This window comes from Streptomyces sp. NPDC023838 (assembly GCF_040639555.1).
GTDB lineage: Bacteria > Actinomycetota > Actinomycetes > Streptomycetales > Streptomycetaceae > Streptomyces.
On sequence record NZ_JBFAAD010000042.1, the window covers coordinates 1 to 20,340 of the forward strand.

Sequence of the window (20,340 nt, forward strand, 5' to 3'; positions counted from 1 at the left end):
ACCTCGATCCACGGCGAACACGCACCCCGCGGCGGAAACCGGCAGCTCAAACGGGCCATGTTCCTCTCCGCCTTCGCCTGCATGAACGCCGACCCGGCCTCCCGCACCTACTACGACCGCCAACGCGCCCGCGGCAAAACCCACACCCAGGCACTCCTGCGGCTCGCCCGCCAACGCATCAGCGTCCTGTTTGCCATGCTCCGCGACGGCACCTTCTACGAGTCCCGAACCTCCACCGTCACCCTCGCCGCATGACCACCCCAAACAACCTCAAACCCGGCACCACTTCCTTGACGAAGGACATAGAGGCACCCCCGCCCCTTCCCTGAACCCTCCGGGGGTGGGGGTGGGCGAGGTGGAGAGGGAGGGTCCCCGGGGGCTACGCCCCCGGTCCCCCTGCGGGGGGCTACGCCCCCTGCACCCCCTTCGGGGCTCCGCCCCGGGCCCTGGCGGAGAAGGGGCCGGTGGGCTTGTCGGGCGGAGCCTCTGGGGCGGGTGAGCTTGTCGAGCGGAGCCTCTGGGGTGCGTGGGCTTGTCGGGCGGAGCCTCTGGGGTGGGTGGGCTTGTCGGGCGGAGCCTCTGGGGTGGGTGGGCTTGTCGGGCGGAGCCTCTGGGGTGGGTGGGCTTGTCGGGCGGAGGCCGCCGGGGGTTGCCGGGCGCGGCCCTTTGGGGTGGGGTTTCTCCGGTGAGCTCCTGCCCCCCTGGCCGGGGTGCGCCCCTGCCCCTCACGGCGACGAACCTGGCCTCTGGGGCGAAGGGGCTTGTGAGCCCCCTGGGAGCAGGTGAGGCTTCTTGGGCGCTCAGCCCCTGCGGGGCGTGAAGGCTTCGGGGCGAAGCCGTGGGGACCGCCGACGGGCCTGCACCCCTGTTCCTCTCCCCGGGCTTCGCCCCGGAGCCCTGCGCCCCAACGCGCGCGGGCAGGTCGGTGGTTCTCCGGGTCGGGTGGCCCGGTCGGCCGCCGCCCCAGGCTGGGTGCCGTCTCGCACTCCGCCGCACGTGGCGGGGGCGGGTCGTCGGGCACAGGCCGGCCCATCGGTGAGGCCCCCCGGCTGGTTGGATGCGGCCTCGTACTCCGCCGCGCGGGTCGCGGGGCGGGTGGCCGTGCGGAGCCCCGGCCCATCGGCGGGGCGGCACCCCCGAGCCGGTTGGGTGCCATCTCGTGCTCCGCAGCGAGTGGCAGGGGCGGGTCGCCGGGCGGAGCCCGGTCCGTTGGTGGGGCGGAGCCCCACCCCTCGGGGCGGGTGGGTGGCTTGGCGGCGGAGCCGTGGGCTGGCGGGGTGCAGGCCGTGGGCTTGGCGGGGGCGGGCCGCTGAGGGCGGGTGGGGCGCCGGGGCGTGGCCCCGGCTCAATGGGTGGGGCGTAGCCCCGCCCCCCCAGGGCGGGTGGGTGGGTGGGTTCCCCGTACTCCCAGGGCCGCATCCGCCCCCGTGGCTGGAAATCGTCCATCCTGTGAGGCCAGTCACCCCGCCCCCCAGTTAGTTGAAACTTAACCTAAATCCGTCGTACGGTTGCGTCACCGCTTGATCCCCACAAGCGGAATCCCCGTAAGTCCGGAAGGTACGTAATGTCTCTCGCCCTTGACTCCGCCGCCCAGGACCTCCTCTTCCGTGAGGCCCGTACCGCCAACGCGTTCACCGACGAGCCGGTGACCGAGGAGCAGGTGCAGGCGATCTACGACCTGGTCAAGTTCGGGCCGACCGCCTTCAACCAGACGCCGCTGCGGATCGTGCTGGTGCGTTCGCCCGAGGCGCGTGAGCGGCTCGTGGCGCACATGGCCGAGGGCAACCGGGCCAAGACCGCCACCGCCCCGCTGGTCGCCATCCTCGCCGCCGACAACGAGTTCCACGCGGAGCTGCCGAAGCTCTTCCCCGCCTTCCCGCAGGCCGCGGACGTGTTCTACAGCGAGCGCCCGGCCCGTGAGAACGCCGCGGGGCTGAACGCCGCGCTCCAGGCCGCGTACTTCATCGTCGGCGTCCGCGCCGCCGGGCTCGCCGCCGGCCCGATGACCGGCTTCGACGCCGCCGGGCTCCAGAAGGAGTTCCTGGACGGCGACCACACCCCGCTGATGGTCGTCAACATCGGCAAGCCGGGCGAGGGCGCGTCCCACCCGCGCAGCCCCCGCCTGTCGTACGACGAGGTCGTCACCACCGTCTGAGCCCCGGGCCTGGACCAACAGGACCACGAAGGCCGCCGCACCCCTCGGGTGCGGCGGCCTTCGCCGTATGTCAGATGTCAGACGCCAGACGCCAGACGCCAGACGCCAGATGCCAGATGCCAGATGCCAGACGTCAGATGTCAGATGTCAGACGTCAGACGCCAGATGTCAGATGTCAGATGTCAGACGTCAGACGTCAAAGATCAGCGATCAGACGGCCCTTACGCCTTCTTCAGCTCCAGCGCCGCCGCCATCCGCTCCAGCTGGGCGAAGCCCGCCGTGCCGGTCACCACCGTCGTGGAGCCCTTGTCCTCGCGGACGAGCCCGTCGTACTTGGGGCCCTCCCAGCGGCGCCAGGTCGCCCCCGCGATCTGCTGGGTGTGGTCGGTCTTCGTCGCCTTCTTGACGACCGACTTGACGAACTTGTCCCGGTCGGCCGCCGAGGACTGCTCGATCGCCACGTACTCCTTCGCCGGATCCAGGAAGCCCAGGTGCCAGGCGTGGTCGGCCTGGCCGTCGTACGTGACCGAGGTCGCCTTCCACTTGTCCTGGTCCGGGAGCCCGACCGGCGCCGCCACCGGATACGGCGCGGCGCGCCGGACCGTCAGGAGCTCGACACGGTAGTCGACCGCCTTGACCGGGTCCTTCTTGCCGTCGTGCGGGACGAACATGTAGATCACAGCCACGGCGATACCGATCACCGCCAACGACTGCAGCATGTTCCGCACACTCTGCTTGCCACGTGTTCCTGCCACGCACCCATGGTCTCAGGTCATGTCGCTGCTCATACGTGGCCCCCTCTGCTCATTTTGTCGATGTGACGATAGAGTCCAGGGACCCTCTGCTTTCGACCGGCCGTCGCCGTACAGAAAGGTGCGCTCCGATGACCGAGCACAACTTGCCGCCCCAGCTCGAGGTCTCTCCCGAGGCCCCCGACCGCAACCTCGCCCTGGAACTGGTCCGGGTCACCGAGGCCGCCGCCATGGCCGCGGGCCGCTGGGTCGGGCGCGGCGACAAGATCGGCGCCGACGGCGCCGCGGTCAACGCCATGCGCACCCTCGTCTCCACCGTCTCCATGAACGGCGTCGTCGTCATCGGAGAGGGCGAGAAGGACGAAGCTCCGATGCTCTACAACGGGGAGCGCATCGGCGACGGCACCGGCCCCGAGGTCGACATCGCCGTCGATCCCATCGACGGCACCACGCTCAACGCCAAGGGCATGCCCAACGCCATCGCGGTCCTCGCCGCGGCCGACCGCGGGACGATGTTCGACCCGTCCGCCGTGTTCTACATGGACAAGCTCGTCACCGGGCCCGAGGCCGCCGACTTCGTCGACATCAACGCACCCGTGTCGGTGAACATCCGGCGCGTCGCCAAGGCCAAGAACTCCTCGCCCGAGGACGTCACGGTCGTCATCCTCGACCGGCCCCGCCACGAGGGCATCGTCAAGGAGATCCGGGAGACCGGCGCCCGTATCAAGTTCATCTCCGACGGCGACGTCGCCGGATCCATCATGGCCGTCCGCGAGGGCACCGGTGTGGATCTGCTGATGGGCATCGGCGGCACGCCCGAGGGCATCATCTCCGCCTGTGCCATCAAGTGCCTCGGCGGCACCATCCAGGGCAAGCTCTGGCCCAAGGACGACACCGAGCGGCAGCGCGCGCTCGACGCGGGTCACGACCTCGACCGGGTCCTGTCCACCAACGACCTCGTCTCCGGCGACAACGTCTTCTTCGTCGCCACCGGCATCACCGACGGCGAGCTCCTTCGCGGCGTCCGCTACCGCGCCGAGACCGCCACCACCCAGTCGCTGGTCATGCGCTCGAAGTCGGGCACGATCCGCCAGATCGACTCGACCCACCGGCTGTCCAAGCTCCGCGCGTACAGCCAGATCGACTTCGACCGCGCGAAGTAGCCGACCGGTCAGCCAGCGGTACGCGGCTGACCGGGCCTGGTCGACGGTACGTAGTAGCTGACGGTACGTACGTGAAGGGGCGCCCCCGTTGTGCGGACGGGGGCGCCCCTTCGCGTACGTACGCGCGCGTCAGGCGGCGGACGCGGCCTTCTTCAGCTCGACCTCGCGCCGGCGCCGGCGGGCCAGCACCACGCGCCGCTCCGCCGCCGTCAGGCCGCCCCACACCCCGTACGGCTCGGGCATGAGCAGGGCGTGTTCGCGGCACTCGACCATGACCGGGCAGCGGGCGCAGACGCGCTTGGCGGCCTCCTCGCGCGACAGGCGCGCGGCCGTCGGCTCCTTGGAGGGGGCGAAGAACAGCCCCGCCTCGTCCCGGCGGCAGACCGCCTCCGTGTGCCACGGGCCCGCCTGGTCCTCCCGAGCTGGGCCGCGCTGCGGCGGGACTGCGACGGCGACCTGCAGGGACTGATGCGGCGGATGCAGCACGGCCAACTCCTGACGACGGCTGACGACGGCTTCGCGAGCGAGCGACGATGCGACAGTCCCTACCCGCTGTACGCGCGCCTATGCACTGAGTTCCGTTGTCCGGAATTCCGATCGTGCGCCGATGTCCGGAAGTGTGCGGACGCGACGCGTCAGGAGTCGAGGCGTTTGCGCAGGCGGTCGTGGAGGTCGGCGATCCGCTTGCCGCGCTTGGGCTTGGCCTCGATGTTGCCGAATACCGAGTATCCGTTCACGACCACCACGGGCGCTTCGGGGTGTTCGGCCTCCAGGGTGTCCACTTCGAAGTTGCCGAAAACGCCGGTGCCGCTGCCGCGCAGGGTGAGGTTCTCGGGGACCCGGACCTCGATGTTGCCGAAGATCGAGGTGGCGTTGATGACGGAAAGCCGCTGCTCGAAATAGGCCTCGGTGAGATCGATCTCGACGCTGCCGAAGAGCGCGAACGCGTTCGTACGGCGGCCGATGCGCCAGCGGCCCTTGCGGGTCGAGCTGGAGAAGACGGCGACCAGGTTCTCGGCGGCCACCGGCCCCGCGGCCTCGTCCGGAGCGTGTGCGGTCGCGTACGCGGGCGTGGACGACGCGGAGGACGGCGCACCGAACCGGTGCGCGCCGTCGGCGGCCGCGGGCAGGTCCCGTACGAGCGGCTCCAGTTCGCCCATCGTCTTGGCGCGGTAGACGCCGTCGATGCGCTCGGCGTGCTCCTCCGCGTCGAGACGCCCCTCCGCGAGGGCCTCGCGCAGGATGTCGGCGACCCGGTCGCGGTCGGCGTCGGAGGCGCGCAGGGGCGCGGGCTCCACGGGCTGCGACTGTGACTGCGGCTTCCGTTGCGCCTGCGCCTGCGACTGCGCCTGCGACGGCGGCTTGGCGTCGTGCTTTTCGAGGTCCACGGAAGCAGCGTACCCAAACGCGATAGATCGCGACTAGGGGTACGCGACGGTCGGCGCGGCGGTGTGGGGTCGGCCACTGAGCCCTACCTCACAGCATCGGCGCCGTGGCGGCGGCATACGCTTGAGGGCGCTGTGCCAATGGAGGTCAGCCGCTGTCTGCCGAGTGAGGAATGGCCGTACACATGCCCCCCGTCTCCCGCCCTGCCAGCCCTGCGTTCGCGTACTCCGACCTGCTCCCCCTGGGAGAGGACAACACGCCCTACCGGCTGGTGACCGCCGAGGGTGTCTCCACCTTCGAGGCCGACGGCCGTACGTTCCTCAAGGTCGAGCCGGAGGCGCTGCGCAAGCTGGCTGCCGAGGCGATCCACGACATCCAGCACTACCTCCGCCCGGCGCACCTCGCCCAGCTGCGGAAGATCATCGACGACCCCGAGGCGTCCAGCAACGACAAGTTCGTCGCGCTCGACCTGCTGAAGAACGCGAACATCGCGGCGGCGGGCGTGCTGCCGATGTGCCAGGACACCGGCACGGCGATCGTCATGGGCAAGCGCGGCCAGAACGTGCTGACGTCGGGCGGCGACGAGGAAGCGCTCTCGCGCGGCATCTTCGACGCGTACACGCAGCTCAACCTGCGCTACTCGCAGATGGCTCCGCTCACCATGTGGGAGGAGAAGAACACCGGCTCGAACCTGCCGGCACAGATCGAGCTGTACGCGACGGACGGCGGCGCGTACAAGTTCCTCTTCATGGCCAAGGGCGGCGGCTCGGCCAACAAGTCGTTCCTCTACCAGGAGACGAAGGCGGTCCTCAACGAGGCCTCCATGATGAAGTTCCTGGAGGAGAAGATCCGCTCGCTCGGTACGGCGGCGTGCCCGCCCTACCACCTGGCGATCGTGGTCGGCGGTACGAGCGCCGAGTTCGCGCTGAAGACCGCGAAGTACGCCTCGGCGCACTACCTCGACGAGCTGCCGACCGAGGGCTCGCCGACCGGGCACGGCTTCCGGGACGAGGAGCTGGAGCAGAAGGTCTTCGAGCTGACGCAGAAGATCGGGATCGGGGCGCAGTTCGGCGGCAAGTACTTCTGCCACGACGTGCGCGTGGTGCGCCTGCCCCGGCACGGTGCCTCGCTGCCGGTCGCGATCGCCGTGTCCTGCTCGGCGGACCGCCAGGCGGTCGCGAAGATCACGGCCGAGGGCGTGTTCCTGGAGGAGCTGGAGAAGGACCCGGCGCGGTTCCTGCCGGAGACGACGGACGAGCACCTGTCCACGTCCGGCGAGGACGATGTCGTACGCATCGACCTCAACCGGCCCATGGACGAGATCCTCGCCGAGCTCACCAAGTACCCGGTGAAGACCCGGCTCTCGCTGACCGGGCCGCTGGTCGTGGCGCGCGACATCGCGCACGCCAAGATCAAGGAGCGGCTCGACGCGGGGGAGCCGATGCCGCAGTACCTGAAGGACCACCCGGTGTACTACGCGGGTCCGGCCAAGACCCCCGAGGGTTACGCCTCCGGCTCCTTCGGGCCGACGACGGCCGGGCGCATGGACTCCTACGTCGAGCAGTTCCAGGCGGCGGGGGGCTCCAAGGTGATGCTGGCGAAGGGGAACCGGTCGGGGCAGGTGACGGCGGCGTGTGACGCGCACGGCGGTTTCTACCTCGGCTCCATCGGCGGGCCCGCGGCGCGGCTCGCCCAGGACTGCATCAAGAAGGTCGAGGTCGTCGAGTACGAGGAGCTCGGGATGGAGGCGGTGTGGAAGATCGAGGTCGAGGACTTCCCGGCGTTCATCGTGGTCGACGACAAGGGGAACGACTTCTTTCAGGCGCCGGCTGAGCCGCCTACGTTCTTGAACATTCCGGTACGGGGTGCTGCGCGGCAGTAAGGCGTTTTGAGCCCCACCCCGCCCCTTCCCCAAACCCTCCGGGGGTGGGTGGGGGTGGGCGGGGTTGAGGGGTTTTCCCGGGGGCTACGCCCCCGGCCCCCCGGGCGGGGGCTGCGCCCCCTGCACCCCGCTCCGGACAACTTTTCGTCTGCGGGCCCGGTGGGGGCTGGTCGCGCAGTTCCCCGCGCCCCTTGGGGGGCCTGCGGCCCCCTCTCGGGGCGCCGCCCCGGACCCCGCTCCTCAAGCGCCGGAGGGGCTGGAGGCGGGGGCGCGGGGCTGTGACATGTGCGGCTCCAGCGGGAGCCGGCCGACGGCCCGGCTTTTAGGGGCGCGGGGAACTGCGCGACCAGCCCCCACCGCGCCGCAGACAAACAGGGGCCGGGGGCGCAGCCCCCGGGAGAAGTGGCTCAGGGCCGCCGCCCCCACCCGCCCCCGGAGGGTTCAGGGAAGGGGCGGGGTGGGGGGCCTCTCCAGGAAAGCCAGGCGCGCCCGCTTCTCCGGCTTCTGGACCTCCTCCCCCAGCACGAACCCCGACCGCACCATCCGCTCGACCGACTTCTCGTTCCGGACATCCGGCTCCACCACGATCCGCTCGTGCGCGGGGTCCGAAAAGACGTACCGGATCAGGGAGTTCATCAGGACGCCCGTGAAGCCGGGCCGGGCCGGGCCCGGCGCGGGGGCCACCAGGATGTGGACGCCCACGTCGCCCGGCCGCACCTCGTAGCACTCCCCCAGCGGATCCGCCCCCGGCTCGTACGTCTGGAACAGCCCGACCGGCTCGTCGTCCAGCAGGAGCAGGAACGCGTGGTGCGTGGGGAGGGAGTCCACGTACGCGTAGGTCTCCTCCACGTACGCCCGGTCCGCGTCCCGCATCCCCCAGAACCGCGCCCTCTCCTGGGTGACCCAGGAGTGGATCAGGTCCGCGTCCCGGGACGGAGCCAGCGGGCGCAGGCGGACCGTTCCGAAGTCGGGGATCTTCTCCTCGTACACGGTCGGGCCATCGGCATGGGCCTCGTACATCGTCTCTCTCCTCAGCTCGCTCCACTCCGTCACCACCCGCGCCGGCTCCCCCCTCACCCACAGCGGCAGCTGATCGCGGTGGTGCGGGCTGTCCGGTGCGCCCGAGGCGCCGAACGGGACCACCCACAGGCTGTCCTCGCGGCGGGCCAGGTCCCAGACGTAGCGCGCGGCCGGACCACGGGCGCTGCGGTGGGTGAGGCCGGGGACGCTGCTCGTGGACAGGACGCAGTCGTGGTCGCCCGCCAGGGCCGGCCACTCCTGCGGCGCCGGCAGCGCCTGCCACGGCGCCAGGCGGTGGGCCTCGCCCCACGGGGCGAACTCGCCGCCCTCCGCCGCCACTTCCTCCAGCGCCACCCGCACCAGCTCCACCCGGTCGAGCTCCGGCAGCATCGGCGTCGTCAGGATCGTCTCCAGCGCGAACGCGATCCTCGGCGTCAGCGCCAGCCAGGGCAGGAACAGGTCGGGCAGGGGCGGGAGTTCGGCCAGGTCCGCGAAGGACGGGTGCGCCGCCAGGTGGCGTACGACCCTCTCCCTCACCGTCGCGTACGCCATCGCGTCCGCCGAATCCGCCTCCATCCGGCGGTCCCAGCGCAGCGTCAGCGCGTCCCGGAGAGCCGCCGCCCGGGGGGTCAGGTCCTTCAGGGTGCCCAGGAGCCGCAGCAGCGGGCGCGCCGACGCCAGGTCCGTGTCGGTGTGGATCGCTGACATCCGCTCAGGCGTCCAGGCGCGCGAGCCGTCCAGCAGCTCCGCTATGCGGTCCGCCCGGTACGGGGCCGCGAACTCCACTCCCAGCGGCGCCGCCAGGCCCCGCTGGTTGGCCATCACGGCCGTCCCGGACACCTGCGCGCGCGGCATCGGCGCCCAGCCCGTCCACGCGTGAGCCGCCTCCCACGCCGGTACGACCCGTACGCGGTTGGTGTCGTGGCGCAGCGGTACGCGGCCCGCCACCCGGTGCAGATGGCCGCCCCGGGTGTCGGCGGCCTGGACCACGTTGACCGGCTCGACCCACTCGTCGAAGGCGCGGTCGACGTCGTCGGCGGTCCGGGCGCGCAGCAGCGCCGGGAGCGCGGCGAAGCCGAGGGCGGCGGTGACGCGGGGCGGGTGGCGCAGGCTGATGGCGTCCGGCGCGTCGGGGCCGCCGATGATCACCGGGCCCCGGTCCGTCTCGATCACCTCGACCGTCACCGGGGCGGCGCCCGCCACCTCCACCGTCTCCGTGTGGACGCTCGCCGGGGCCCAGCCGTCGGGGCCGAGCGCGGCCACGCCCGTACCGTCGCGGCGCAGACGTTCGCGGTAGAGGTCCTGGTAGTCGGCCATGGCGTTGGTGATGGCCCAGGCGACCGAGCCGGTGTGGCCGAAGTGAGCGATGCCGGGGACGCCGGGGACGGCGAGGCCCACGACGTCGTACCGCGGGCAGGAGAGGCGGATCTGCTGGTAGACGCCGGGGTCCTCGATGAAGCGGTGCGGGTCGCCCGCGAGGATCGCGGCGCCGGTGGCGGTGTGCTCGCCGGTGACCAGCCAGCCGTTGGAGCCTGCGGTGCCGGGGCCGTCGGTGGCGAACAGCTCGACCGCGTCCGGGCCGAGCACCGCGACCGCCCGTTCGCGCCAGAGCTTGGTGGGGAAGCCCGCGAAGAGGATGTGGGTGGAGAGCCAGACGCCGAGCGGGGTCCAGGGCTCCCAGCGACCGGGCTCGACGCCCGCCTCCGCGAACCCGGGGCGGTCGGCGGCGCAGTCCGCGAGCCCGTCGTTGACCCCCGCCACGTACGCCGTGACCCACTCCGCCGTTGCCGTATCCAGCGCCTCGAAGCACCGGCGGGCGGTGTCGGCGAGCCGGGCGCGGCGGGCGAAGACGTCCCAGCCGATCGCGTCCGGGCCGAGGAAGGCGGCCGTGGTGCCCTGCACCCGGTGCCGTTCGACCTCCAGCTGCCAGGCACGGTCCACGGCGGTGACCCGTCCCTGGGCGTACGCCAGCTCGCGGGCGTCGGCCGCCCGCAGGTGCGGGATGCCCCAGGTGTCGCGATAGACCTCGGCGCTCACGCCCGATCCCCTCCCTTTAAGTTAGGACAGCCTAACCTAAAGGGAGGGGATCGTTATGAGGGGGCAGCCATGGAGGGACGGTCACTCGGAGGACGCCGAGGCTCCCGAGGCCGCCGTCACGCGAATGACGCCGACGACCCCGCGTCCGCCCTCACGCGAAGCTCTGCGACGCGGAGCCGTCGCACGGCCGCAGCGTCAGCGGATCCCTGGCCGCCGCCAGCGTGGCGCACAGGCCGCCGGCCGCCGCGGGGCGCAGGGTGGAGCCGTCCCGGACGAACTCCTGGTTGGCCCCGCCGTGACAGTTCCAGATGATCAGCTTGGCCCCGGCCGCGTAGTTCGCGCCCGGCACGTCCAGACAGCGGTCCTGGGTGAGCTGGGTGTGGAGCGCCTTGCGGGCGCTGTCGTACCACCAGCCCTGGTTGCGGCCGCCGTGGCAGTCCCAGCCGATGACGGCCGTGTTGTTGGCGCTGGAGGCGCCGCTCACGTCCAGACAGCTGCCGGTCGCCGAGCCCTTGAGCGGCCGGTACGCGTCGTCCCAGGCGAGCGGGTAGAGCACCGGCGTGCCGGTGGACGCGGGGTCGGCGCAACTGGCCTCGCGCAGGTCCGAGTTGTAGATCTGGGTGAGGCAGGAGGCGAAGGCGCCGTGGCCCCGGTAGTTGGGGTGGAAGGACTGGCGGACCGAGTTGGAGTCCGGCAGGCCGGGCTTGGAGAGGTCGATGTAGAGGCCGCGCGCCCAGGTGTCCTCCATGCAGACCTCGTGGCCGTTGAAGAGCCGCGAGTTGTCGAGGTAGACCGCGCCGGTGTCGGCCGCCGCCCTGCGCATCCCGCGCTCGAAGGCGGGGACGGCGGTGTTGCGGCCCCAGACGGTGTCCGAGTCGTAGCCGAGGCCGCCGCAGACGAGCTTGCCCGGGAAGTTCGGGTTGTCGTGGAAGTCGGGGCCGATCGGGCTCGGGTAGCCCATCACGACCAGCTTGTAGTCGCCGTCGGCGTACCCGGCGTCGCGCATCACGGTCTTCAGGTCGGTGACCGTCCGCTCGACCTTGGGCACCAGGGCGTCGACTCTCGCCTGCCAGGTGGGCGCGTACTTGGGCTCACACGGGCCCTGGAGCAGCAGGTAGCGCTCCACGCAGTCGGTCATCACCGGGCCGAACTGGAGGTCGTCGTTGGCCCCGGCCACCAGCAGCACCATCTTGATGCGGGTGTTGCGGGCCTTGACGGCCAGACTGTCGCTCTGCACGAGCTCGTCCGCGTACTGCTTGCTGCCGCCTATCCGGATGTTGCCGGTGTAGGCGCCCGAACAAGCCACGTTGTACGTCTCGTCGGCGGCGATCCCGGTGTGGTGGATCGCGGAGTCGGGCGCCCGGTGGCACCAGTTGTCGGGGCCGTTGGTGCCGGCCTCGTAGGTGCCGACGCCCTCGCCGGAGATCTCGCTGTCGCCGAGCGAGATGAGCCCGGTCCTGCGCTGGTCCATGGGCCGCTCGGCGGAATCCCCGTACAGCTTGAGCGCCTCTGCGGCGCGGATCTTCTCCAGCTCGGGCGGCAGGGGGGTGGACTGTACCGTCGCCCGTGCCGTCGCCGCGTGCGCGGCCGTGGCCGTGGCCGTCATGCCCCCGAACGCGGCCGCCGCGGCCACGGCGGCCGCGAACGTACGGCGAAGTCTGTGCCTGGTGCGCCTCATTGCGCCTCCCCGGTTCTGTGCTGCTGGGTGTACGGGGGTCGTCCCCCGGAAGAAAGCAGCCCACCGGTATTTACCGGCCAGTAGGGCTGATGGGGAATAGGTAGAACAAGACAACTGCTCAAGTTTCCAAGGAGGTTCAGAGACATGAACGACAGTGAGTACCGCGTCGAGCACGACTCCATGGGTGAGGTGCGGGTCCCCGCGCACGCCAAGTGGCGGGCCCAGACGCAGCGGGCGGTGGAGAACTTCCCGATCTCCGGACAGCGCCTGGAGCGCGCCCACATCGAGGCGCTGGCCAGGATCAAGGCGGCCGCGGCCAAGGTCAACGCCGAACTCGGCGTCCTGGACAAGGACATCGCGGAGGCCGTCCAGGAGGCGGCCGCCGAGGTCGCCGAGGGGCGCTGGGACGAGCACTTCCCGGTCGACGTCTTCCAGACGGGCTCGGGCACCTCGTCCAACATGAACATGAACGAGGTCGTGGCGACCCTGGCGAGCGAGCGCCTCGGCCGTGGCGTCCACCCCAACGACCACGTCAACGCCTCGCAGTCGTCCAACGACGTCTTCCCCTCCTCCATCCACATCGCCGCCACAGCCGCCGTCACCGGCGACCTGATCCCCGCCCTGGAGCACCTCGCCGAGGCCCTTGAGCGCAAGGCCGGCGAGTTCGCGGACGTGGTGAAGTCCGGGCGTACGCATCTGATGGACGCCACCCCCGTCACCCTCGGCCAGGAGTTCGGCGGTTACGCGGCGGCGATGCGGTACGGCGTGGAGCGGCTGCGGGCCTCGCTGCCCCGGCTCGCGGAGCTCCCGCTGGGCGGCACCGCGGTGGGCACCGGCATCAACACCCCGCCCGGGTTCTCTGCGGCCGTCATCGCGGAGGTGGCGCGGGCGACCGGCCTTCCGCTCACCGAGGCCCGCGACCACTTCGAGGCGCAGGGCGCGCGGGACGGCCTGGTGGAGACCTCCGGCCAGCTCCGCACCATCGGCGTCTCGCTCACCAAGATCTCCAACGACCTGCGCTGGATGGCGTCCGGGCCGCGCACCGGACTGGCCGAGATCAGCCTGCCCGACCTCCAGCCGGGCTCGTCGATCATGCCCGGCAAGGTCAACCCGGTCATCCCGGAGGCCGTGCTGATGGTCGCGGCCCAGGTGACCGGCAACGACGCGACGGTCGCGGCGGCGGGCGCGGCGGGCAACTTCGAGCTGAACGTGATGCTCCCGGTCATCGCCAAGAACCTGCTGGAGTCGGTGCGGCTGCTCGCCAACGCCTCCCGGCTGCTCGCCGACCGTACCGTCGACGGGATCACCGCCAACCGCGAGCGGGCGCGGGAGTACGCGGAGTCCTCGCCGTCGGTCGTCACCCCGCTCAACAAGTACATCGGGTACGAGGAGGCGGCGAAGGTCGCCAAGAAGTCGCTGGCCGAGCGGAAGACGATCCGCGAGGTGGTCCTGGAGGGCGGTTACGTGGAGCGCGGCGACCTCACCGAGACGCAGCTGGACGAGGCGCTGGACGTGCTGCGGATGACCAGGCCGTGAGACGCGGGCGCGGGCGGTGCGGGCGCCGGGCGCGATGACCGGGCGGTGACCGGGCGGTGACCGCAGCCGTGACGCGGGTCGCAGCGCGGCCTTGACCGTGCTCCTAGGATCTGCGCATGGCAGGTACCGGAGGCATGCACCACTGGGCGCCGGGGGACCAGATCCTCTGGCGCTACCGCGGCAATGCCCCCGACCTGAAGAGCCGCGTCCACATCTGCCGCCCGGTGACCGTCGTCCAGGACACCGACGACCTGCTCGCGGTGTGGATGGCGCCCGGCACCGAGTGCGTCAAGCCCGTGCTCGTGGACGGCACCCCCGTCCACGAGGAGCCGCTCGCCACCCGCTACACCGCCCCGCGCACCACGGAGCGCGCGCGCTGGTTCGGCACCGGGGTGCTCAAGCTCGCGCGCCCCGGCGACCCCTGGTCGGTCTGGCTGTTCTGGGAGCGGGGCTGGCGCTTCCGGAGCTGGTACGTGAACCTGGAGGAGCCGCGCACGCGGTGGTCGGGCGGGATGGACTCCGAGGACCACTTTCTCGACATCTCCGTCTACCCGGACCGCACTTGGCAGTGGCGGGACGAGGACGAGTTCGCGCAGGCCCAGCGGGTGGGGCTGATGGACGCGGCCCACGCCCGCCGGGTCCGGGCGGCCGGGGAGGCGGCGGTCGAGGTGATCCGCGCCTGGGGCAGGCCGTTCTCGGACGGGTGGGAGGAGTGGCGGCCCGATCCGCGCTGGCCGGTTCCGGCGCTCCCGGCGGACTGGGATCGCACCCCGGCGCATATGCCGTCGTGAGACCCTTGATGCGCCCCCGGGGTTCAAACGTAGGATCGTCCTCCGCAAGGCTGCGCATCGACAACAAGGGAACCCAGGGCGCACATTGACCGTATGTCACCTCGAGGGGGGTCGGGACGTGAGGGGTGTCGCGGCCGCCCATGGAACGGGTATACCGCACGAAGCGACTGCCTCGCGCATCCCTGCCCTGCCCCCAGCACGGTGGATGCCCCACTCCGGACGGACGGAACCCGACGCGTGACGGAGCACCAGCCCACTTCGCACGAGAGCCGGCACCAGGAGCAGCTGGCCCGGCCTCCTGAGGCGGCCCGGCCGCGCCCGGACGAGCCGGGTGCGGGCTCCGCCGCGCACTCCGCCGTGCCCGCTCCCCAGGTCGCCGCTCCGGCCGCCCGGCGGGACCGGGCCCGCGCGGCCACCGCTTCCGTGCCCGGCCAGCCCGAGCCGGGCTCGCGCGACCTCGCCCGCGACCTGGGGGCGGCGGCGACCGCGAGCACGATGGGCGCGCCGTCCGGACGGGGCCCCTCGGAGTCCCCGGGCGGCGGGGTTCCCGGCGGCCCGGCCTCCGGCGCTCCCGGGGCCGGCGGCGGCGGTGAGGTCCCCGGCGGCGGGGACGGCGCGGCAGTGGCCCGGCGCGAGGGCGACCGGCTGCGGTTCGTGGGCGCCGCGACGCGCAGGATCGCGCGCGGCATAGACCTCGACGAGATCGTGCTCGGGCTGTGCCGGGCCACCGTCCCGACCTTCTCGGACGCGATCCTCGTCCATCTGCGCGACCCGCTGCCGGTCGGGGACGAGCGGCCCGCCAGCCCCTTCGTGCTGCGGCTGCGCCGGACCGACCGGCTGCGTTTAGTCGACGAGTCCCTGCAGGAGCCGGAGGCGATCGACGCCCTGACCCTGCTGAACGCCCAGACCGACCTGACCCCGGCCGCCGAGCTCTGCGAGGTGCGCACCGGCGGCGCCCTCGCCGAGGTGCTGCGCGGGGTGCGGCCGGTCTTCGGCGACTCCGTGCCCGCCCGGCTCGCCCTGGCCGAGCTGCTGGGCCCCGACCGCCAGGTCCCCGGCGGCCACCGGACGATACTCGCCCCGCTCCGGGGCCGGCGCCGCGTCATCGGCGCCGCCGTCTTCGTACGCGGTCTGGAGCGGCCCGCCTTCGAGGCGAACGACCTTCTGGTGGCGGCCCAGCTGGCCACCCACACCGCGCTCGGCATCGACAAGGCCGTGCTGTACGGGCGCGAGGCGTACATCGCGGACGAGCTCCAGCGGACCATGCTGCCGGACTCGCTGCCCCAGCCCACCGGCGTGCGGCTCGCCTCGCGCTATCTGCCGGCCGCCGAGACCGCCCGGGTCGGCGGCGACTGGTACGACGCGATCCCGCTGCCCGGCAGCCGGGTCGCCCTCGTCGTCGGCGATGTCATGGGCCACTCGATGACCTCGGCCGCGATCATGGGCCAGCTGCGCACCACCGCGCAGACCCTGGCCGGGCTCGACCTGCCGCCGCAGGAGGTCCTGCACCACCTGGACGAGCAGGCCCAGCGGCTCGGCACCGACCGGATGGCGACCTGCCTGTACGCGGTGTACGACCCGGTCGCCCACCGCATCACCATCGCCAACGCCGGGCATCCGCCGCCGGTGCTGCTGCACCTGGGCGGGCGCGCCGAGGTGCTGCGGGTGCCGCCGGGCGCGCCGATCGGCGTCGGCGGGGTCGACTTCGAGGCGGTCGAGCTGGACGCCCCGGCGGGCGCCACCCTGCTCCTGTACACCGACGGCCTGGTCGAGTCCCGGCTGCGGGACGTGTGGACCGGCATCGAGCAGCTGCGCGAGCGCCTCGCCGCCACCGCCCAGCTGACCGGCCCGGACCACCCGCCACCCCTTGAGGCGCTCTGCGACGACGTCCTGGACATGCTGGGCCCCGGCGACCGGGACGACGACATCGCGCTGCTCGCGGCCCGCTTCGACGGGATCGCGCCGAGCGACGTGGCGTACTGGTTCCTGGACCCGGAGGACTCGGCGCCCGGCCGGGCCCGCCGCCTGGCGCGGCGCGCCCTGGACCGCTGGGGCCTTGAGGAGCTCACGGACTCGGTGGAGCTGCTGGTCAGCGAGGTGGTCACCAACGCCGTGCGGTACGCGGAGCGCCCGGTGACCCTGCGGCTGCTCAAGACGGACGTCCTGCGCTGCGAGGTCGGCGACGACTCGCCGCAGCTGCCCCGGCAGCGCCGGGCGCGGGACACCGACGAGGGCGGGCGCGGCCTGTTCCTGGTGAACCGGCTGGCCCGGCGGTGGGGCGCGACCCGGCTCTCCGGCGGCAAGGTGGTCTGGTTCGAGCTGGCGACCCGCCCCTGAGGCGACGGCAGGTCGAACGCGTCGGCCCCCCACCCGGACGGGTGGGGGGCCGACGCGCGTCCTACGGGCCCTGGGCTACGGCGTGTTGCCGCCGCCCTGGATGGTGCCCTGGGTCGTACCGGCGTCGGCCGTGCCGGTGGTCGTACCGCCGTCGGTGGTGCCGGTGGTGGTACCGCCGTTGGCCGTGCCCGTGGTCGTACCGCCGTTCGTCTGACCGCCGTTGGTCTGGCCCCCGGTGGTCTGACCGCCGGTGGTCTGCCCCCCGGTGGTGGGCTTGCCGCCGTTGGTGCCGCCGGTCGTCGGCGTGCGCGTCGGGGTGTGGCTCGGCGTGTGCGAGGGCGTGCGGCTCGGGGTGTGCGACGGGGTGTGCGAGGGAGTGTTGGACGGGGGGGCCGACGGTGTGCTCGCCGGGGGCTCGTCCGGCTGCACGGCCGCGCCCTGGTCGGTGTCCAGGTCGAACTTGGAGTCGTCGCTGCCGACGGCGTCGAAGGTGTACGCGGCCCAGATGCGGGCCGGGATGGAGCCACCGGCGACCCGGCCGTCGATGTCGGCGACGTCCGTGAGGGAGACCTGACTTCCCTTGCCGACCGTGGTCTCCTTGCCGTCGATCTTCACTGTGCGGGGTCCGGCGGCCTCGCCCCACAGGCCGACAGAGGTCACCAGGGACGGCGTGTAGCCGGTGAACCAGGCGGACTTGTTGTCGTCGGAGGTACCGGTCTTGCCCGCCACCGGCTGCCCGTCGCGGTTGGACGCGTCCCGCACCGACTTCTTGGCCGTACCGTCGTCGACCACACCGGTGAGCACCGAGGTGACGGCGTCGGCCGCGTCACGGCTGATCACCTGGTCGCCGATCGGGTCCGGCTTGTTGTACTTGGCTTCCTTGTGCTGGGCCGACTTGACGATGGACGGCGTGACCTTCTTGCCGTGGTTGTCCAGCGTGGCGTACGCGGCGGCCATCTCCATCGGGCTCGCGCCGTAGGAGCCCAGGGTCATGGCGGGCTCGGCACCGACGCCCTTCATGTGGTTGAGGCCGAGCGCGACGGCGGTGTCCCGCAGCTTCGGCAACCCCACGTCCACGCCCATCTGCGCGAAGACGCTGTTGACGGACTTGTTCATGGCCGTCTGGACGGTGATGGGGCCATAGCTCTCGTCGTCCTCGTTGGGCGGTGCGTAGCCCTTGCCCCCCTCGCCCTTCACCGGGCGCTTGCTGTCACCGTTGTAGATGGTGTTGGCCCGGATCTCCTTGCCGTCCTGCGTCTCGGCCTTCTCGTTGAACGCGGCGGCGAGGATCAGCGGCTTGAAGGTCGAGGCGGGCTGGTAGGTGTGGGTGGTCGCGTTGCTGATCTGGTGCTTCATGTAGTCCTGGCCGCCGTACAGCGCGACGACCGAACCGGTCTTCGGGTCCACCGAGACCGCACCCGCCTGGACGTCCTGGTCGACCTTCTTCTTCTTGTCCAGCTTGCTGGTCAGCTCCTGCTTCACCGCGGCCTCAAGGAGCTGCTGCTTCTTGGGGTCGATGTTGAGGGTGATGGTCCAGCCGCCCTTGGCCAGGTCGGCCTCGCTGATGCCGTTCTGGACGAGCTCTTCCTTGGCGGCCCGGACCATGTAGCCGGTCTGCCCCTCCATGCCCGGGTCGGGCTTGGGCTCGACCGGCACCGGGAACTTCATCCCCGCCCGCTGGGCCGGGTCCAGCTCCTTCATCTTGACCATGTTGTCGAGAACGTAGTTCCAGCGGTTGGTCACCAGCTTCTTGCCGGTCTCCGTGGCCACCGCCCAGTCGTACTGGCTGGGCGCCTGGAGCAGCGCCGCCAGATAGGCGCCCTGCTCGATGGTCAGCTTGGAGGAGTCCACCCCGTAGTACGCCTGCGCCGCGGCCTGGATGCCGTAGGCGTTGCGGCCGTAGAAGCTGGTGTTGATGTAGCCGGCCAGGATCTCCTTCTTGGAGTACTTCTGGTCGACCTTGAGGGAGATCACCAGCTCCTTGAGCTTGCGGGTGACCGTCTGGTCCTGGCTCAGGTAGAAGTTCTTGACGTACTGCTGGGTGATGGTCGAGCCACCCTGCTTGCCCTTGCCGGAGAGCGTGTTGAGCAGGCCTCGGGTGGTGCCCTTGAAGTCGACGCCGGAGTCCTTGTAGAAGGACATGTTCTCGGCGGCGACGAAGTCCAGCTGGACCTTCTCGGGGATCTTGTCGAGCCCGACGACCTCGCGGTTGAGCTGTCCCGTACGGGCGATGATCTTGCCGTTGGAGAGCTTGTAGATGTTGCTCTCCATCCGCGCCTGGGCGTTCGCCTCGGGGATCGGCGTCATCAGATAGATGATGTAGAAGCCGCCCATCCCGAGCAGGACGAGGCCGAAGAAGGTGCCGAGCATCTTCTTCCAGGTGAAGAGCCTGCGTATCCGCCCGCCCTTCTTCTGCTGGGTCCGGCGCGCACCGCGCTGCCGGGCCCGCCGCTCTTCCGCTCGGCCCATAACCTCAGTCGCTCGCCTTCTTGACTCGCCAGATCAGCTCAGAAAACTAACACCGCACGTGCGGACAAAGAGGAGCCGATCACGTCTTTTCCGTACGTGAGAATCAGCACCCACCCCATGGGAACCGACTGACAAAAGGCCCCGAGGGTTGCCAGAACCCAGGATCCTGCCCGTTTTTGCCAGGGAATGTCATGTTCCGCAGGGTGCTATGCACCAGGGGTATACACACCGCGTATACCTGGTGCGTATAGTTCTCCCCATGTCACTCGGCTCGTCATCCGGCCCGTCGTCCGGCCCCCTGCTCAGCGCGAGCGGGCTGCGCAAGGCCTTCGGCTCCACGCCCGCTCTCGACGGCGCGGACTTCTCCCTCGCCCCCGGCGAGGTCGTCGCCGTCATGGGTCCCTCGGGGTCCGGTAAGTCCACGCTGCTGCACTGTCTCGCCGGGATCGTCCGGCCCGACGCGGGGACCATCACGTACGACGGGCGCGAGGTGACCGCGATGAACGACGCGCGGCGCTCGGCGCTGCGCCGGCGCGACTTCGGGTTCGTGTTCCAGTTCGGCCAGTTGGTGCCCGAGCTCACCTGCGCCGAGAACGTGGCGCTGCCGCTGCGCCTCGACGGGGTGAGCCGCAAGGACGCCGACCGCGCGGCGATGCACTGGCTGGAGCGCCTGGAGGTCGACGGCGTCGCCCGGCGCCGTCCCGACCAGATATCCGGCGGCCAGGGCCAGCGCGTCGCCGTCGCCCGCGCCCTGGTCACCGCGCCCCGCGTGGTCTTCGCCGACGAGCCGACCGGCGCCCTGGACTCGCTCAGCGGCGAGCTGGTGATGCGGCTGTTCACCGAGGCCGCCCGGGACACCGGCGCGGCCGTCGTCCTGGTCACCCACGAGATGCGGGTCGCCGCCCACTCCGACCGTGAGATCACCGTCCGCGACGGCCGCTCCCGCGACCTCGGGCTCGGGCTCGCCCCGGCCCCGGCCGGTGCCCCGTGAGCCGTCGCGTCCGCGAGCCGGCGCTCGGCGCCAAGTTCGCCGTCACCGGCGGCCGCGAGGGCCGGATCCGTACGCTGCTGACCGCGCTCGGCGTCGGGCTCGGCGTCGCGCTGCTCCTCGCGGCCTCCTCCATCCCGCACGTC

Annotated in this window: 13 protein-coding genes and 1 pseudogene; 8 read left to right on the top strand and 6 right to left on the bottom strand. The window is 71.7% G+C overall.

The annotated features are described in order from the left end of the window. Positions 1-255, top strand: a pseudogene (locus AB0G17_RS32795) (IS110 family transposase); the annotation flags it as partial. A gap of 1,309 nt (positions 256-1,564) precedes the next feature. Further along, on the top strand, positions 1,565-2,155 hold the full coding sequence (locus tag AB0G17_RS32800) for a malonic semialdehyde reductase (RefSeq protein ID WP_361390543.1): 591 nt from the start codon (positions 1,565-1,567) through the stop codon (positions 2,153-2,155). Positions 2,156-2,376: 221 nt separating this feature from the next. Here the strand turns inward: AB0G17_RS32800 and AB0G17_RS32805 are convergent, their stop codons facing one another. Beyond that, positions 2,377-2,910 (bottom strand): DUF4245 domain-containing protein, encoded by a 534-nt coding sequence (locus AB0G17_RS32805; RefSeq protein ID WP_361390545.1) that lies wholly within the window; start codon positions 2,908-2,910, stop codon positions 2,377-2,379. Positions 2,911-3,038: 128 nt separating this feature from the next. On the opposite strand from AB0G17_RS32805, the gene glpX reads away from it, so the two are divergent. Then, positions 3,039-4,070, top strand: a complete 1,032-nt coding sequence (gene glpX, locus AB0G17_RS32810) for a class II fructose-bisphosphatase (RefSeq protein ID WP_361390547.1) — start codon at positions 3,039-3,041, stop codon at positions 4,068-4,070. 129 nt (positions 4,071-4,199) lie between these two features. Here the strand turns inward: glpX and AB0G17_RS32815 are convergent, their stop codons facing one another. Together AB0G17_RS32815 and AB0G17_RS32820 are read right to left on the bottom strand one after the other, a co-directional pair. Continuing rightward, the gene (locus tag AB0G17_RS32815) at positions 4,200-4,556 is read right to left on the bottom strand and encodes a WhiB family transcriptional regulator (protein WP_067163559.1); all 357 of its coding nucleotides are present in this window, start codon (positions 4,554-4,556) and stop codon (positions 4,200-4,202) included. Positions 4,557-4,705: 149 nt separating this feature from the next. Beyond that, positions 4,706-5,368, bottom strand: a complete 663-nt coding sequence (locus AB0G17_RS32820) for a DUF1707 domain-containing protein (RefSeq protein ID WP_361390637.1) — start codon at positions 5,366-5,368, stop codon at positions 4,706-4,708. A 272-nt stretch (positions 5,369-5,640) separates the two neighbouring features. Between AB0G17_RS32820 and AB0G17_RS32825 the strand changes: the two genes are divergently transcribed. After that, on the top strand, positions 5,641-7,338 hold the full coding sequence (locus tag AB0G17_RS32825; protein ID WP_361390549.1) for a fumarate hydratase: 1,698 nt from the start codon (positions 5,641-5,643) through the stop codon (positions 7,336-7,338). Positions 7,339-7,779: 441 nt separating this feature from the next. Here the strand turns inward: AB0G17_RS32825 and AB0G17_RS32830 are convergent, their stop codons facing one another. Then, positions 7,780-10,395, bottom strand: a complete 2,616-nt coding sequence (locus AB0G17_RS32830) for a GNAT family N-acetyltransferase (protein WP_361390551.1) — start codon at positions 10,393-10,395, stop codon at positions 7,780-7,782. Positions 10,396-10,546: 151 nt separating this feature from the next. Next, complete coding sequence (locus AB0G17_RS32835; protein WP_361390553.1) at positions 10,547-12,073, bottom strand: ricin-type beta-trefoil lectin domain protein; 1,527 nt, start codon at positions 12,071-12,073, stop codon at positions 10,547-10,549. Positions 12,074-12,217: 144 nt separating this feature from the next. Between AB0G17_RS32835 and AB0G17_RS32840 the strand changes: the two genes are divergently transcribed. From AB0G17_RS32840 to AB0G17_RS32850, 3 genes are all read left to right on the top strand, one after another. Continuing rightward, entirely contained in the window at positions 12,218-13,609 is a 1,392-nt protein-coding gene (locus AB0G17_RS32840) for a class II fumarate hydratase (protein WP_361390555.1), read from the top strand. Between the two features lie 116 nt (positions 13,610-13,725). Further along, positions 13,726-14,400 carry a DUF402 domain-containing protein gene (locus AB0G17_RS32845; RefSeq protein ID WP_361390557.1) on the top strand — a complete coding sequence of 225 codons (675 nt, stop codon included), beginning with the start codon at positions 13,726-13,728 and terminating at the stop codon, positions 14,398-14,400. 237 nt (positions 14,401-14,637) lie between these two features. Continuing rightward, on the top strand, positions 14,638-16,737 hold the full coding sequence (locus AB0G17_RS32850) for a SpoIIE family protein phosphatase (RefSeq protein WP_361390559.1): 2,100 nt from the start codon (positions 14,638-14,640) through the stop codon (positions 16,735-16,737). Between the two features lie 75 nt (positions 16,738-16,812). On the opposite strand, the gene AB0G17_RS32855 is transcribed toward AB0G17_RS32850, so the two are convergent. Next, positions 16,813-19,206, bottom strand: a complete 2,394-nt coding sequence (locus tag AB0G17_RS32855) for a transglycosylase domain-containing protein (RefSeq protein WP_361390561.1) — start codon at positions 19,204-19,206, stop codon at positions 16,813-16,815. A 259-nt stretch (positions 19,207-19,465) separates the two neighbouring features. Here AB0G17_RS32855 and AB0G17_RS32860 point away from each other — a divergent pair, with 259 nt between their 5' ends. Next, positions 19,466-20,197 carry an ABC transporter ATP-binding protein gene (locus AB0G17_RS32860; RefSeq protein ID WP_361390563.1) on the top strand — a complete coding sequence of 244 codons (732 nt, stop codon included), beginning with the start codon at positions 19,466-19,468 and terminating at the stop codon, positions 20,195-20,197. Positions 20,198-20,340: the final 143 nt, after the last annotated feature.

Bases quoted from the DNA above. Each gene is read 5' to 3' on its own strand.
- AB0G17_RS32835 (WP_361390553.1), bottom strand. From the start codon at position 12,073: ATGAGGCGCACCAGGCACAGACTTCGCCGTACGTTCGCGGCCGCCGTG.
- AB0G17_RS32860 (WP_361390563.1), top strand. From the start codon at position 19,466: ATGTCACTCGGCTCGTCATCCGGCCCGTCGTCCGGCCCCCTGCTCAGC.
- AB0G17_RS32840 (WP_361390555.1), top strand. From the start codon at position 12,218: ATGAACGACAGTGAGTACCGCGTCGAGCACGACTCCATGGGTGAGGTG.
- AB0G17_RS32825 (WP_361390549.1), top strand. From the start codon at position 5,641: ATGCCCCCCGTCTCCCGCCCTGCCAGCCCTGCGTTCGCGTACTCCGAC.
- glpX (WP_361390547.1), top strand. From the start codon at position 3,039: ATGACCGAGCACAACTTGCCGCCCCAGCTCGAGGTCTCTCCCGAGGCC.
- AB0G17_RS32855 (WP_361390561.1), bottom strand. From the start codon at position 19,206: ATGGGCCGAGCGGAAGAGCGGCGGGCCCGGCAGCGCGGTGCGCGCCGG.
- AB0G17_RS32800 (WP_361390543.1), top strand. From the start codon at position 1,565: ATGTCTCTCGCCCTTGACTCCGCCGCCCAGGACCTCCTCTTCCGTGAG.
- AB0G17_RS32845 (WP_361390557.1), top strand. From the start codon at position 13,726: ATGGCAGGTACCGGAGGCATGCACCACTGGGCGCCGGGGGACCAGATC.